We start from the raw sequence: 15,064 nt of genomic DNA on the forward strand, positions 1-15,064 counted from the left end.
GGCGCGGGGCGCAGGCGATTGCCTCGCAATCGGCCGCTGCGGCGGGATGCCCCTATGTCGCGCGCTGTGCGCTGGCCGACCAGCATTGCCGCGAGGTTCTGCCTGAGCTACGCAAGGTCGGAGAAGCGCATTTCGCCGCCTGCCACAAGGCGGAGGCGGTGATGGCGTCGCCGCAGGCTGCCATGGAAGGTTAGTGTCCAGAGCGGAATTGGCATAGGCTGAAATAGAAGAGAGAAGTCCGGGGAGTTACGAAATGTTCAGGAAACTATCGATCGTCGCACTTGCCGCCGCGCTCGCCGCAGCGCCGCTGCCGGTGCTGGCACAGAGCAAGAAGGACAGCGTCGTCATGGGTATGACGCTGGAGCCGCCGGGGCTCGATCCGACGACGGCCGCGGCCGCAGCGATTGCCGAGGTCACGCTCTACAACATCTATGAGACGCTGACCAAGATCAACGAGGACAGCTCGGTGTCGCCGCTGCTCGCCGAGAGCTGGCAGGCTTCGCCCGATCTGAAGACCTATACATTCAAGCTGCGCAAGGGCGTCAAGTTCCAGAACGGCGAGGCGTTCGATTCCGCTGCGGTCAAGTTCTCGTTCGAGCGGAATGCCGCGCCGACCTCGACCAACAAGGACAAGAGCCTGTTCCAGGCCTTCGAATCCGTGACCACGCCGGACGCGGACACCGTGGTCATTGCGGTCAAATATTCCGAGCCGAATCTGCCTTTCCTTCTGGGGCAGGCGAGCGCTTCGATCGTCGAGCCCAAGAGCGCGTCGACCGACGTGACGCAGCCGGTCGGCACTGGGCCGTACCAGCTCGGCGCCTGGGTCAAGGGCTCCTCGATCACGCTCAACAAATGGGCCGACTATCGCAACGCCTCGGCGATCAAACTCTCCAAGGTGACGATCCGCTTCATCTCCGATCCGGCCGCGCAGATTGCAGCCCTTCTGTCCGGCGACATCGACGCGTTTCCGCGTTTCACGACCCGCGGCGTCGCTCAATTCAAGTCCGATCCGCGCTTCACCGTGCTGGTCGGCGGCTCTAAGGCCAAGACCATCGTCGCCATCAACGAGAAGAAGAAGCCGCTCGACGACGTGCGGGTGCGTCGCGCCATCCTCGCTGCGATCGATCGCAAGGCGATCATCGACGGCGCCGTCGACGGCTTCGGAACGCCGATCGGCAGCTTCTACACGCCGGGATCGCTCGGCTATGTCGATACCACGGGCATCAACCCCTATGATCCCGAGAAGGCCAAGAAGCTCCTGGCGGAAGCCGGCGTCACCACGCCGCTCGAATTGTCGCTGAAGCTGCCGCAGCCGCCTTATGCGCGGCAGGGCGGCGAGATCCTGGCGGCCCAGCTCGCCAAGGTCGGCATCACTGCCAAGATCGAGAACGTCGAATGGGCGCAATGGTTGTCGCAGGTCTTCGCACCGAACGGTCCGCACAACTACGACCTGACCATCGTCAGCCATGTCGAGCCGTTCGATCTCGTCAAGCTGACCGAGCCCGATTTCTATCTCGGCTACAATAGCGAGGCGTTCAACGCGCTCTACAAGCAGATCGTGACGACGCCGGATGAAGCCGGCCGCGCCAAGCTGCTCGGTGATACCCAGCGTATGATGGCAACCGATGCGGTGGCCGGGTTCCTGTTCCAGCCGCAGTGGCCTACAGTCATCAACAAGAAGCTGAAGGGGGTCTGGAAGGAAGTCCCGCAGTTCGAGAACGATTTCTCGACCTGGTCCTGGGAGTAGGGACCGCTCGATCAAGTCGAGCCTGTCGCCTCAATGTTGACCTCTCCCCACCAGGGGAGAGGTCAATCGTTTAGGCCGGTCCAAAACAAAAATCTGAAAAACACCCCCATGCACAGTAGCCGGTGATAGCCATTTCAATGGCTTGCGCGGTCCGCGATGCCATTGACCCGTCGGGCAAAACACCGGCATGATACCATCATCGCGGCCTCATGGTTCGGGACGCGCCGTCAGGCGAGGCACGCCATGAACAAGCCAAGCCGCCGTGATGCTCGCCTCGCCGCGGTCAACGCCGAGGCGCCGACCAATCTAAAGCTCGATCATTCGCCGATGAGCGATATCGCCCATGCCTTGACCAGTGGGCGGGTCACTGCCACAGCGCTGACCAAAAATTATCTCGCGCGCATTGAGGCCTACGACCGCGATGGGCCCGTGCTCAACTCCGTGCGCGAGCTCAATCCCGACGCGCTCACGATCGCGGGCAAGCTCGACGACACCAAGCCGTCCGTCAAACGGCCGCTGGCCGGCATCCCGATCCTGCTGAAGGACAACATCGCAACCGGTGACAAGCAGCCGACGACGGCGGGTTCTCTGGCGCTGGAGGGCGCGCGCGCCAGGGACGACGCCACCGTCGTCAAGCTGCTGCGGGACGCCGGTGCGGTGATCCTGGGCAAGGCGAACCTGACGGAGTTCGCCAACATGCTCGCGATCGACATGCCGTCGGGCTACTCGTCGCTGGGCGGGCAGGTGAAGAACCCTTACGCGCCGACGCTGGTGGGCGATCGCGGCATCCCGGTCGTGCAGCCAGGCGGATCGAGTTCGGGGTCGGCGGTCGCGGTGGCGGCAGGCCTGTGTGCGGCCTCGATCGGCACCGAGACCTCGGGCTCGCTGCTGTACCCCGCCAGCCAAAACGGCCTCGTCAGCGTGAAGCCGACCGTCGGACTGATCAGCCGTGCCGGCATCGTGCCGATCTCGCACAGCCAGGATACCGCTGGGCCGATGACGCGGACGGTGCGCGACGCGGCGATGCTCCTGAACGTGCTGGCCGCCAAGGACCCGCTCGACCCGGTGACAGAGCGCCAGAAGCGGCCGGTCGATTACACCGCCGATCTCGCAATTGATGCGATGAAGGGCGCGCGCATCGGCGTGCCGAGCGATCCCGCCGACCCGTTGAACGATTGCTACTACGGCAAGCTGCCACCCAAATGGGTGAAGGTGATGACTGAGGCGATCAAGGTGCTGGAGGATCTCGGCGCAGTCATCGTCCGCGCCAGCATGCCGACGCCTGGCTGGATCGGCGGGCCGGGCACGACCATGGCCGTGCTCAACCGCAATCCGCTGAGCCGCCACGCAGGCACCACAGCGAGGCCGCCGGTCGTCTTCCTCTACGAATTGAAGCGCGATCTCAATCTCTACCTGAAGGATTGGGCCACCAACACGGAGATCAAGACCATCGCCGATATCGTGGCCTTCAACGAGGCGAATGCCGGCAAGGCGCTGCGTTTCGGCCAGGACCTGTTCCTCGCCGCTGACATCACCAGAGGTGACTTAAGCGAGCGCGAATACAAGTCGGCGCGTGCCATGGACCTGCTCTCCGCCAAGACGCGCGGCATGGACGCCTACATGAACCAGCACAAGCTCGACGCGGTGCTGTTCCCAGGCAGCGGAGGCTGCGTGATCGCCGCGAAGGCTGGCTATCCCAGCGTCATGGTGCCGGGCGGCTTCGTCTCGGGAGCCGACGACAAGGACACGCCAGACTATCCGCTCGGCATCACCTTCGCGGGCCGCGCCTGGAGCGAGCACAAGCTGCTGCGTCTGGCCTACGCCTACGAGCAGGCCTCCAACATGCGCAAGCCACCGCCCGGCTTGTCCGCACTTTAGACTGGCAAGCGCCGCATAGGGCATGCACTCATGAATTCGGATATGTGCTTTTGAAGGTGAAGCGGACACGCGGTCTCGCCCCCGGAATATCGCTTTTTTTTGACCCAACTCGGACATCCTCGAACAACGGCTAGCGCAGTATAGACGACGCTGCCCCAACGGTCTTTCGATGGCGTGTCGCAATCGGTGCATTGATTTAAGTCAAACAACCACGCGTTGAAGGCAACGTGGCGCAGGTGCTAAAACACAATTGCGACATGCCGGGCGCTCCAGGGACGCGTGTCGCCAATGACCGACCGTTGAGGAGCAGTCATGAGTATTCCAAGGAGCAACGCACGGTATGATTGCATTGTTCTGTGCCATGTTGGCAGCGAGCCCCAAGCAACGGCACACCATCTCGACGGGCACAAACAAATGGACTTGCTCACCGGCAAAGGTCCGTCGAAGCGCCACGAGCTGTTCTACTTCGGCGGTCCGAACCTCGGTGCGGTTCGGACCGATGATATGAAGATCATATTCTTCGACCGACCTTGGGGCTGGCCGGGCGAAACGACCACCACGGACATGCCCACCCTGGTCAACCTTCGCTGGGACCCGTTCGAGCGCACGCCGCAAATGCGCGTTGAGTCGGCTAACACTGGCGCGCGCGTGGCGCGGGCGCGCCCCCGGCCCCTTAGTTCGCATTCTGGTGAGTCCAATCTGACAATGGAGTGATTGCCATGAAGCGTTTGCCGTTAGCTATCGGAATTCTCGCAGCTCTCGCTGGTACCGGCGCGTCGGCGCAGTCGGTCAACCTGACCGGCGTCTATACGTGCGTTGACATGTGCCGCGGACAACTGCCTGCCCATGTCACGCAGAACGGATATGAACTCAATCTCTTGACCGAAGCAGGTGTGCCCGCACGCGCATGGCCGGACTGGTTTTCGCCGACGAGCCGGATCTGGATTGATGCCTTCAACCAAGGTGCGGTCTATTCGCCAGATGGGATGGTCATTCAGTTCGACAATGGAACCATCTGGCATCGCGGCGTGCCGCTTCGCCGACCCCGATAGTTTGCTTGATCGTGGCCTTCATCAGCGCATTTTCTAATTGCGCCACGAGCATGGAGTTGCGGTTCTTTTTATCGTCGCCCTCAGCTTCTTCACGCTGTCGCTGGTGGATCTGGCGCGCGAGGCCCGCTTCTCATTGCATGACGTCGGCCACCACAAACAGTAGGGCGGATCGAGCATCGCGAAGGTCAGTCGCCGGATGGTCGCGGTACGAATTGATGGGGGATACTGTACCACGTGAGCAATTGTGATCTCCAGGCACCCGATCTGCAGTTAATGCGCCGCTGCATTGCGCTCGCAAAATCCGGCCGATCGGATCGAGAATACCCGTTTGCGGCCGTTGTCGGCCGGTATGGAGAGTTCGTCTGCGAAGCGTCCAACATGGTGCGCCGCACAGGTGACGTGACACGTCATGCCGAGATGGTCGCCTTGTCGGGCGCCCAACAGAGGCTGCGCACCAGGTCGCTCGATGACTGCACGCTCTATTCTACTATCGAACCCTGCGCCATGTGCGCCTATGCCATTCGCGAATGCAGGATCGGCAGGGTGATTTTCGGCCTGCAATCACCGCTTATGGGGGGCCATTCGCGATGGAACATCCTGAGCGACACGACGCTGTCGTCCGTGATGCCGGAAGTGTTCGCACCGCCACCTCTCGTGCTCGCAGGCTGCATGTGCCAGGAGGTGCGCAAGCTGTTTCGTTCGCAGCATCCGCTTGCCTGGCGCGTGATCGAGGGCCGAAGGATATTCGTCGAGCAGGCCGATGGCACCGAACCGGCTGCGGCCAACCCCGAACCGGCCCGGCGATGGAAGCACCAATTCGCAAACTGGGCCAGAAGCCAGATCTTCGACCGCCTTTGGCGCGCCTAGCCGAATTGCGAATGATTTCGACGGCGAGTTGCAAACCGCTGACGCCGCCTCACCTGCGTCCTGCCGATGAACTCAGGCTGGCTAATGACTATGCTCGAAGCAGCCCTTCCGCTTCTTTGATTTCGGGAAGATCTTGCCCGGAGGCGAAATCAACGAGGAGCGGCGCGAGCACCTCGGATGCCGCCCCCGCTCGGCCATTTCTGCTGTAAAGGCGCGCAAGTCCAAGTGCGGCGCGCAACTCGAAAGTCTTTGTCTGTTGGCCTCTGGCGATTTCCAGGGATCTCTTGAAGGAATCTTCGGCACGGGAGACGTTGGGCGGGTCACGACGCAACATAAGCGTAGCCTGGACACGATGCAGTTCGGCATCGAGCCAATGCTGGCCGGATTGTTCCGTCCAGACGATCTGCTCCCTCAAAATTTCCAACCCAGCCTCGGGTTGTCCTACCTCTGCATTCGCCGCGGCGACCTGCATCCCCCAGAATGGTTCACAAAGGTAGCAGTCATTTTCGTGAAGTAATGTCCAGCCTCGGCACATTTCCGCGAGGCCATCCGCTCGATCGCCGGCATTCCACTTTGCCAAGCCGTCCAAGTAGGTGCCGGCGGCCACATACAACGGCATCGCATGCTCGCGGGCGAGGGCAAGCATCGTCTCGGTCTGTTGCAACATGCCCCCGCATAGCCCGTCGAAAACGGCCTTGTGAACGAGCGCATTGGCTTGAGCAAGCGCACGCTTTTCTCCCGGGACGCTCACCGCTTCCGCGGCGAGCCGGCGCGCTCGATCAATCTTCCCAAGCGGCCAAAGCACAAGGGCAAGAAACCGCATGATGACGTACGGCAGGTCCAGCGTCGACGTCTTGAACGTCGCGGGATTCGGATCAGCACCATAGATTGCAAGTGCCTGTTCAAGATGGACTTGCGCGTGCAGGTAATCACCCCCGAACCAGCAGGTCACCCCGCTCGTCCAGTGTGCGACGACCGCGGCCACCGGCGATTCCGGTCGCCGGTCGGCGGCGCTCATGATTGCCTCCGCCAACTCCTGCATCGGCGCGATCTCGCCGTGGGTCAAGCTCGCATTGAACAGGCCCGAATGGATGGGCGCCATTTCAGCCGGGTCACTGATGTCAGCTACGAACTGTCTGGCGCGCGTCCATGCTGCCACCGTTTCAGGGGCGCTGTGCCCAAGGCTGCCCCGCAGCGCGCGGCCATAGGCGATTTGAAGATGGAGCCGGTTCATGGTCCGGCCTGGCTCATCAGGCAGTTCATCGGCGATGGCAACCGCCTTGCCGAGATGTGCGATTGCCTCGGAATAGGCCGAGCGCTTCAACGCCTGCTGGCCGGCCTTGCGCCACCACTCGAGGGCTACTCCGCTCAGCCCCGCTTGGGTGAAGTGGAATGCCACGACTTCCGGCTCGGTCTCGGCGATGTCCGCAAAACGATCGCGAAGGACATCGCCAATGTGCTTATGCAGCAGTTGCCGGCGGCTCTTGAGTAAGCTCTCGTACGCCGCTTCCTGGACGAGTGCATGCTTGAAGCTATAGCTCGCTTCCGGCGGCGTCCCGTGGCGCAACAGCAGTTCTGCCTCCTCTAACTGCGCCAGCGCGGCGCTCAGCGTCAGGTCATCCCGGCCCGCCACACATCGCAGTAGCGTGTATGAGAAGTCGCGGCCAATTGCAGCACCTATCTGGGCGACCTCCTTGACCGGCGCCAGCCGGTCAAGCCGCGCCATAAGCGAGTCCTGCAGCGTGGCGGGAATGGCGAGCGGTGGTAACGGATTATCGAGGCGATAGCGCCCGGCCTCTTCCACGAGCAGTCCGGACTCCAGCACCATCTTGGTCAATTCCTCGATGAAGAGCGGGATACCATCCGTCTTGTTGATGATCTGCGTCATCATCTCGCACGGCAATCGTCGACCGACAGCCACCTGCTCGACGAGTGCGCGTGTGTCGTTCCGGTCAAGTCGATCGAGCCGCAGCAGGCTGACATTGGTAAGGCCCGCCCAAGCCGGCTCGAACTCAGGCCGGAATGTCATGAGCATGAGGATTGGCAGTCCCCTGATCCGATCGACCGCGAGGTCGTACAGCTCGAGCGAGGTGGCGTCAGCCCAATGCATATCCTCGCAGACAATCAGAACAGGTTGCTGCCGTGCCAAGCCCTCAAGCTGGTCAAGGAGGGCGGCGAATGTCTGTCTCCGCTGTTGCGCCGGACTCAAGCCGAGCGGCGGATATCGCTCGCCGGTTGGGATCGACAGAAGCGCGGCAATGAGCGGCGTCGCCGTGGCCACCTGCCGCGTTCCGAGCGCCAGCATTGCCTCAAGCTTGTCGAGCGTTTGCCCGGGAGTGTCCTGTGAAGTGATGCCGGCTGCCCGCTCGAGCTGAGCGATGAAGGGATGAAGCGCACTGTTCGTGTGGTAAGGCGAGCATTGATACCGCACCCGGCAGTACGACCCCAACGCGAGGCTGTCGACCAGCGTAGCCACAAGGCGCGATTTGCCGATTCCGGCGTCGCCGGAAATCAACACCACTTGCCCCTGGCCCTGCCACGCCAACTGCTGGCGCGACAGCACGAATTCGATTTCCGCCTTGCGCCCGACAAAGCCGATCGAGCGCGCCGTGCGCACCGCCTCGAAGCGGCTCTCCGATTCGGTTGCACCTTTGACGGCCCAGACCGCGATAGGTTTGGAAATACCCTTGACCTCGCGGTCGCCGAGACTACGAAAAGTGAACAGGTCGCCGAGGAGCAGGCGCGTCGAATCGGCAACCACAACCACACCCGGCTCCGCCAGGCTCTGGAGCCGCGCGGCGACATTCGGTGTATCACCGACCAACGCCTGCTCCTCCGACGCGCCTCCGCTGTTGAGGTCGCCGACCACCACAAGCCCGGTCGAGATCGCGATCCGCACTTCGACCCGCTGCTTCACGCGCGTTTCGAGCTTCCCGATTGCGACGATGATATCGAGGCCCGCCCGTACTGCGCGCTCCGCATCATCCTCATGTGCGCAGGGGTAGCCGAAATAGGCGAGTATTCCATCGCCGACAAACCTGGCGATCACACCGTCATAGGCGGCAATGACCCTCGCACAGGCGGCCCGGTAGGCTCCGATTACCTCCCACATGTCCTCGGGGTCGATGCGCGCCGAGAGCGCGGTCGAGCCCACCAGATCGCAAAACATAACGGTGAGGTGGCGTCGCTCGGCGTCGTGCCGACGCGCGGTCTCGGCGATTAATTCGGCTTGATCGAGTTCGGCGATCGCACGCAGCATTTTACGGCGATGGCCGAGCAGAACGCCGAGCCTGTCGAAGTCCTCATCCTTCAGATCAGGAAGGATGCCGATATCGATCCCATTCTCGGCAAAACGCTTCGCGTATTGGCCAAGCCCAAGCTTCTCGAGCCAGTCCGCAATCTGCTGCATAGGCACCACCCACCGTCTGGTTGGCGGCTAGCCGAACTGATTACCGTGCTCTGACCACGATCAAACCAATAACGCTCAGCGCCGCGATAATCACCGGGATACTGTAGCTCTCACCCACGCGCATCCTCTGCCTTCCAGATCGATCATCCTCAGGTTTGATAGTCCGGTTGGTCCCGAACGAAATGTGAGCCGGCTGACAGAGGGCCGAATTTTTTTCCTGCCGAGGCAGAAAGAAGAACCACCAGCGCACCGCCAGCTCATGTGAGGGCGGAGGAGGGACATGCAGGCCCATCATCTGTTAGTACGTCTGCGCCCATTGGCTAAAGGTTCATGGCCAAGGGCACGTGCGCTGAATGGGCGAGCGTGAAGCGGCCAAGCCCGCTCAGAGGGCATCACGGCTTCTCCACGTCACGTAGATGGCTTGGTAGATGCTATTTCCAGGCCGAGAAAGTCATCCTAACTGACGTTTGCTTTTGCCTTTGTGCCAGCGCCTGGCGCGCTGCCGCCTCCAGATCTGTTGCGCTCGTGAACCAGAGAGTGCGGAGCGATTGGTTGCTACTTTTCGTATTGCCGTGTTCCGCACATGCCATCTAGCCATCACGCAGTGATACGAGCGGCGCATCGTTCGTGAACGGCGCGCCGCTTGTTAGATCATGCTGCCTTGGCGTCGACGTTACCGATCCAGTTGCGGGCCAGCGTCACATCGGCCTGCGACAACTGATGACCAGCCGGCAGGACCTTGTGGGTCACGCTCGCTCCAGCTTCCGACAACAGCGCCGCAAGCCGTGCCGAATTGCTCGCCGGCACGATCGGATCGGCCTGACCGGAGAGCAGCAGGACGGGCTTGCCGCCGAGCTCCGGCCTGAGCTGATCGGTTTTGGGCGGATCGGACAGCGGCACCATGGCGCGCAGCAGGATCGCGCCGGACAGAACCTCCGGCTTAAGCAGCAACAGCGCCGCGGCGATGTTGGCGCCGTTGGAAAAGCCGACGGCGACCGGTGCCGCGATGCCGTAGTGTTGCCGCGCCTCCGCGACGAAGGCGCCGAGCTCGAGCGCGCGGCGGCGGACGTCCTCCTCGTCGAACACGCCTTCGGCAAGGCGGCGGAAGAAGCGCGGCATGCCGTGCTCGAGCACGCGGCCGCGCGGCGAGAGCAGGGCGGAACCGGGCGAGATCATCCGGCCGAGCCCGAGCAGATCGTTCTCGTCACCGCCGGTGCCGTGCAGCAGCAGCAGCGGGGGGGAGCCCGCGTTGGTCGCGGGCTCGAAACGATGGATGAATGAGCTCTCGGTCATTGCACGCTCTCTTCCAAACTCGGCAGGACACCCTCGATCTGCTTGCGATGCGCTTCGAGGAAGCCCGGCAGCTTCAGGTCACGCCCCAGCGTCGCGACGGGTTCGTCGACGGCGAAACCGGGGATATCGGTCGCAATCTCGAACAGCACGCCGCCGGGCTCGCGGAAGTAGATCGAGCGGAAGTAGTTGCGGTCCCTCTGCTCGGTCGGGTGCAGGCCGTGATTGGAGACGAGCTTCTTCGCCATCTTGCCCTGCTCGGCATCATCGGCCGCGCGGAAGGCGATGTGATGCACCGAGCCGCCGCCCTGATGTCCACGCAAAAAGCCCTTGGCCTCGTAGACGTCGACAACGCTGCCTTCGACATCGCCCGGCGCCTTGAAGCGGATCACCGAGCCTTCGCGTCCAGCCTCCTTGAAGCCGAATACATCGGTGAGGACAGCAGCCGTCTTCGCCGCGCTGTCGAGCAACAGCGTCACACCGTGGAAGCCGCGGATCGCGTGCTCGGCGGGGACGTCGCCATTGCTCCAGCCGGGCTCGTTCTCCGCACCGGGCACGCCGACCAGCGCGAGCGCCATCCCGTCCGGATCAGTGAAAGGCAGCACGGACTCGCCAAAGCGCTTCTCGAGCGCCTCGTAAGCGATGCCCTTCTCGATGAAGCGCTGCGTCCAGTAGCCGAGCGAGCGCTGCGGCACGCGGAAGGCGGTCTGATGGGTCTCGCCGACGCCGCGGCGCCCCGAGGGCACGCCGGCCCACGGGAAGAAGGTCAGGATGGTGCCGGGCCGGCCGGTCTCGTCGCCATAGTAGAAGTGATAGGTGCCGGGATCGTCGAAATTCACCGTCTTCTTGACGAAGCGCAGGCCGAGATCCCGGGTGTAAAAGCCGAAATTGCGGATGGGGTCGCCCGCAATCGCGGTAACGTGGTGCAGTCCAGACATTGTCGTCCTCCAAAAACTCGGGGAGCGGTCTTGCTCTGCGCGGAAATATCGTTCCGCTTTGGATTGGAGACAATCCATGTAAATATGACGGCTATGTCTACGATTTGGAAACAATCGCCGAGGCCGGGCCTTGGATAAAGTCGCCAGCCTCCGGGCCTTCGTGAAGGTGGTCGAAAGCGGCAGTTTTGCCGAAGCGGGCCGCCAATTGCGGCTGTCGCGTTCGGCGATCAGCAAATATGTCGCCGACCTCGAGGAGAGCCTGGGCGTCCAGCTCCTGAACCGGACCACGCGGCATGCGAGCCCGACCGAGAACGGCCAGCAATATTTCGAGCGCGCGGTCGTGATCCTCTCCGAGATCGAAGCCGCCGACCAGACGGTGACGCAAGCCCAGTCGGCGCCGCGCGGCCTGTTGCGCGTCAACGCGCCAATGTCGTTTGGCACGATACGGCTCGGACCGGTGCTGGCCGATTTCATGGCGAAATACTCCGAGCTTCAACTCCAACTCGTGCTCAGCGACGATCTGCTCGATCCCGTCCAGGACGGTTTTGACGTGACGCTGCGGATCGCGGAACTGGAATCCTCCAGCCTGATCGCGCGCAAGATCATGCCGGTGGCGCGCATGATCTGCGCTTCGCCCAATTATCTGGCGCGTCACGGCACGCCGAAGCATCCGCAGGATCTGCGCGAGCATGCCTCACTGACCTACGGCTTCCTGCTCACCGGTAATCAGTGGAAGCTCACCGGCGCGGACGGCGACCATTGGATCCAGCCGGCGTGGTCGCTCTGCGTCAACAATGCCGAGGTGCTGCGCGACGTCGCGATCAGGGGCAGGGGGCTCGCGCTGCTCCCTGAATTCATCGCCGCCGACGCATTGAAGAAAGGCGCGCTGCGCGCCGTGCTGACAGACTATTTTGCGCCGCCGCTCGCGCTCTATGCGGTCTATCCGCCGACGCGGCATCTGTCGGTGAAGGTGCGGCTCTTCATCGACTTTCTCGTCGAGCGGTTTGGGCGTGAGGATGGGGTAGGCGTGCGGCCGGGCTGACACTGGAGGCCTGGACTCATCACGCGGCCAGGCGGCCGATGTCTGCTTGGCCCAAACAGCGGTCGGGAAACGGCTCATGCGGCGGTTTCGCCTTTGGGGCCCATCAACGGACATTAAAACCGATAACGGTGTAACTGCTCGCAAATAGCGAGGTAGAGAACGTCGACGCGCTCGCGTTCACTTCGCCAATGGAGGCTTCACCTCGCCCATCATTTGCATTGATTGAGCATGCCTATAAGCTTTTGCCTGCCGTCTCCCACGCGCATCCCCTCAAAACCCAAAAAGAGGGGTGATTGATGTGTGAATCGAACCGCAACGCCAACAGTCTCCGCTCTCCGAAGCGCCGATATTTCCTGAGGAGATAGCTTGTATGCCACGTTGAACAGACCGTTTTGAGTCTGTTTTAATTCAGCGTTGACCGGGTACGGTTGATCGTCGATCAAAAGTGAATGAGCGGGCATTTTCATCAATTCGGATTCTCTACGCAGCGTATCAAAGACAGCAAACAGGATCGTTCGTCGATTGTCGCAGGCAATTATGAATTTGTTGATTCCCGATTCCTCGGTGATGCGCTGGCCCTTCAGATAAAGGCGCCCATCCCCACTCTCTATGGTCCAGACTGGTCGCGTCCGCCCATTGTTTACGACGTTCAGGCGTTCCAACGTGGCCTTGTCGATTTCATACATCCCATCGGGGCCGGCAGAAACACTCAATCCAAACAGATCGGTATCGACATCCATTGATCGTATGTAGTCCACAATCACGGCTGAGGCGATTTGAGTGTCGCCTTCGCTAGCCCGTTCCTGCCCGGTCGACCGAAATTGATGCACGCCGTAGCGCGACTCATTTGTGAGATACCGGAATTGACCACCTAAGAAGGCGTATGAGCACGCGCTATAGCAACCACCTGCTGCGATATCGAACCGCTTGTTCGACGTAGATGACCTTCGTCCGACGTCCGTTGAAAGGCCATATTTGCGAAACAGCCGACCAAGCTCTATTCCAGCGTTCAGACTGCCGCCTGGCGAATTGAGGTAGACGACTGATCGGTCAGGAATGTTATTCTGCGTTATGTATTGCTCGAACCGCTTTGGCGCTTCAGAATCAATTGCGCCTTCCAAAAAGATGAACCAACGGTTGCCTAAAAGTTCGATTGGGGGTTCAGGAGGAAATCCTTTTATACTCAAAGCATTCTGCGCTTCGGATTGGTTCGGATGGAGAAGCAAGAACAAGCAGGTCAGTATGGTCGCCACTCGCCCTTCGATCTTCCCTTTCGCATATTGCCCCACGTGATCACGCCCCCCAATTGGCCCTACGTGATCGCCTCATTATCGATTGGAAAACGAACTGGCAAATGGTGGAACATCGTCCACAAGCAACGGCTTGCGGCAGCTCGATTCGGATCATCCAAGGGGCGCGACCAGGACATCGCTGCTTAAGCCGCCGCCTTATCTTCCTTGTCCGCGCCGCGCGCCACGACTTTCATCAGGCAATGGCCGTTGCAGCGCCTTCGCCTCCTACGGATGGGCGTTCGCATCATCGGAGCAAGCTGGCCTGCCACCGGCACGGATGCAGCCCCTGTAAAGCCAAGCCTCCAATGAGCCCGCCCAGGCGCGAGGTCTTGGCTTCGGTTAGGTTTCGTCTGGTCAGTTCGTCGTTGAGCGGCAGACTGGTCAGCGAAGCGACGATCCGGATGCGATCCGACGTTGCGCCAAGCGCAAGCCAGCCTGCGGCAGTGGCGCTCGCGAGGCGAAGGAAATCGCGGCGGGCAACCGCCGACACAGTGTGGGCAGGAGCGGGCCGCTCGATCACGATGTTTCGCAAAACTAACCCCAAGCGTGTGCATAACGCGAAAGCCTGGCGACCACAATTGACGAAAGAATGCGCTTGTGAACGTTCATTCGCAGCTCTAGCGCCGCAGCGTGAACTCGTCCGCGCCGCGCCGGTGTTCCCATTTCGCCTGCTCGAGCTCGGGCTTGTCGCATTCGGACTCGGGATAGCCGATGCAGAGATAGGCGATGAATTTCCAGGAGCTCGGCACGTCAAGAATGGCGTGCATGCGCGCGGGGGTCAGGATCGACACCCAGCCGAGCCCGATGCCCTCGGCGCGCGCGGCGAGCCACATCGCGGTGATCGCGGCGACCACGGAATACTCCGTCGTCTCCGGCATGGTCGCGCGGCCGAGGCCGTGACCGATATCGCTGCCCTTGTCCGCGAACACGGCGAGGTGGCCGGGGGCCTGTTCGAGGCCCGAGAGTTTTAGCGCGGCGTAGCGAGCGGCGCGCTCGCCGGCATAGGCATTCAACGCGTCGGCGTTGCATGCCCTGAAGTCGTCGACCACGGCGCGTCGGCGGGCAGCATCATCGATGACGACGAAGCGCCACGGCTGGCTCAGGCCGACCGACGGCGAGAGGCAGGCGGTCTCTATCAGGCGATCGATCGTGCCGTCCGGCAGCGGGTTGGTTCGGAAGTGGCGCACGTCGCGGCGCCACACGAAGAGCTCGCGCAGGTGCCGGCGAAAGGTGTCGTCGAACTCGACCATGGGGTCATCCTCCCATCTGGAAGGCTGCGGCAACCAGCAGGATCAGGATCTCGCCGGTCTGCTCGAACGCACCGAGGATGTCGCCAGTCTGTCCGCCGATCTGGCGGATGGCAAGCCGCGCCACAATCAAACCGGCGAGTGACAGCAGGATCAGGCTGACAAGCGCCTTGCCCGGCCCAAGCGCGAGGACGAGGGCCAGAGTTCCAATAGCGAAGGCGATTGCGACGCTGCGGCCCGGCGGCGATCCGGCGCTTGCCGACAGACCGTCAGGCCGCGCCGGCGGCACCAGCGACATGAAG

12 protein-coding genes and 2 pseudogenes are annotated in these 15,064 nt (G+C 62.1%); 7 read left to right on the forward strand and 7 right to left on the reverse strand.

What is annotated here, in order from left to right:
• The 6 genes and pseudogenes from AC629_RS06070 to AC629_RS06095 all read left to right on the forward strand — a co-directional run.
• A pseudogene (locus AC629_RS06070) lies at positions 1-194 on the forward strand (peptide ABC transporter ATP-binding protein); the annotation flags it as partial.
• Between the two features lie 59 nt (positions 195-253).
• Positions 254-1,747: an ABC transporter substrate-binding protein gene (locus AC629_RS06075; RefSeq protein ID WP_084803844.1), complete on the forward strand. Its 1,494-nt coding sequence runs from the start codon at positions 254-256 to the stop codon at positions 1,745-1,747.
• A 243-nt stretch (positions 1,748-1,990) separates the two neighbouring features.
• Positions 1,991-3,625, forward strand: coding sequence for an amidase family protein (locus AC629_RS06080; protein WP_084803845.1), 1,635 nt, complete (start codon positions 1,991-1,993; stop codon positions 3,623-3,625).
• Between the two features lie 390 nt (positions 3,626-4,015).
• Positions 4,016-4,261 (forward strand): annotated as a pseudogene (locus AC629_RS48325) (arylsulfatase); the annotation flags it as partial.
• An 83-nt stretch (positions 4,262-4,344) separates the two neighbouring features.
• Positions 4,345-4,677: an HAD family hydrolase gene (locus AC629_RS06090; protein WP_084803846.1), complete on the forward strand. Its 333-nt coding sequence runs from the start codon at positions 4,345-4,347 to the stop codon at positions 4,675-4,677.
• A 273-nt stretch (positions 4,678-4,950) separates the two neighbouring features.
• Positions 4,951-5,544, forward strand: a complete 594-nt coding sequence (locus tag AC629_RS06095) for a nucleoside deaminase (protein ID WP_084803847.1) — start codon at positions 4,951-4,953, stop codon at positions 5,542-5,544.
• Positions 5,545-5,632: 88 nt separating this feature from the next.
• Here AC629_RS06095 and AC629_RS06100 read toward each other — a convergent pair whose 3' ends face one another.
• The 3 genes from AC629_RS06100 to AC629_RS06115 all read right to left on the reverse strand — a co-directional run bounded on the left by AC629_RS06100 (position 5,633) and on the right by AC629_RS06115 (position 11,181).
• Positions 5,633-8,953: an adenylate/guanylate cyclase domain-containing protein gene (locus AC629_RS06100; protein WP_084803848.1), complete on the reverse strand. Its 3,321-nt coding sequence runs from the start codon at positions 8,951-8,953 to the stop codon at positions 5,633-5,635.
• A 651-nt stretch (positions 8,954-9,604) separates the two neighbouring features.
• Entirely contained in the window at positions 9,605-10,246 is a 642-nt protein-coding gene (locus AC629_RS06110) for an alpha/beta hydrolase (protein WP_084803850.1), read from the reverse strand.
• Positions 10,243-11,181, reverse strand: coding sequence for a ring-cleaving dioxygenase (locus AC629_RS06115; protein WP_084803851.1), 939 nt, complete (start codon positions 11,179-11,181; stop codon positions 10,243-10,245). Before AC629_RS06115 ends, AC629_RS06110 begins: the two co-directional genes overlap by 4 nt.
• Before the next feature lie 130 nt (positions 11,182-11,311).
• Here AC629_RS06115 and AC629_RS06120 point away from each other — a divergent pair, with 130 nt between their 5' ends.
• The gene (locus AC629_RS06120; RefSeq protein ID WP_084803852.1) at positions 11,312-12,223 is read left to right on the forward strand and encodes a LysR family transcriptional regulator; all 912 of its coding nucleotides are present in this window, start codon (positions 11,312-11,314) and stop codon (positions 12,221-12,223) included.
• Positions 12,224-12,432: 209 nt separating this feature from the next.
• On the opposite strand, the gene AC629_RS44985 is transcribed toward AC629_RS06120, so the two are convergent.
• The 4 genes from AC629_RS44985 to AC629_RS06145 form a co-directional block, all read right to left on the reverse strand.
• Positions 12,433-13,512, reverse strand: coding sequence for a COG3904 family protein (locus AC629_RS44985; RefSeq protein WP_168195405.1), 1,080 nt, complete (start codon positions 13,510-13,512; stop codon positions 12,433-12,435).
• Between the two features lie 247 nt (positions 13,513-13,759).
• The gene (locus AC629_RS06135) at positions 13,760-14,047 is read right to left on the reverse strand and encodes a twin-arginine translocation signal domain-containing protein (RefSeq protein ID WP_245331726.1); all 288 of its coding nucleotides are present in this window, start codon (positions 14,045-14,047) and stop codon (positions 13,760-13,762) included.
• Positions 14,048-14,132: 85 nt separating this feature from the next.
• Positions 14,133-14,765, reverse strand: coding sequence for a 5,6-dimethylbenzimidazole synthase (bluB, locus tag AC629_RS06140; protein WP_084803854.1), 633 nt, complete (start codon positions 14,763-14,765; stop codon positions 14,133-14,135).
• A gap of 4 nt (positions 14,766-14,769) precedes the next feature.
• A partial coding sequence (locus AC629_RS06145) for an adenosylcobinamide-GDP ribazoletransferase (RefSeq protein ID WP_210418999.1) occupies positions 14,770-15,064 on the reverse strand: 295 nt, incomplete at its 5' end.

Source organism: Bradyrhizobium sp. NAS80.1, from assembly GCF_001908205.1.
In the GTDB taxonomy this organism is placed as follows: domain Bacteria; phylum Pseudomonadota; class Alphaproteobacteria; order Rhizobiales; family Xanthobacteraceae; genus Bradyrhizobium.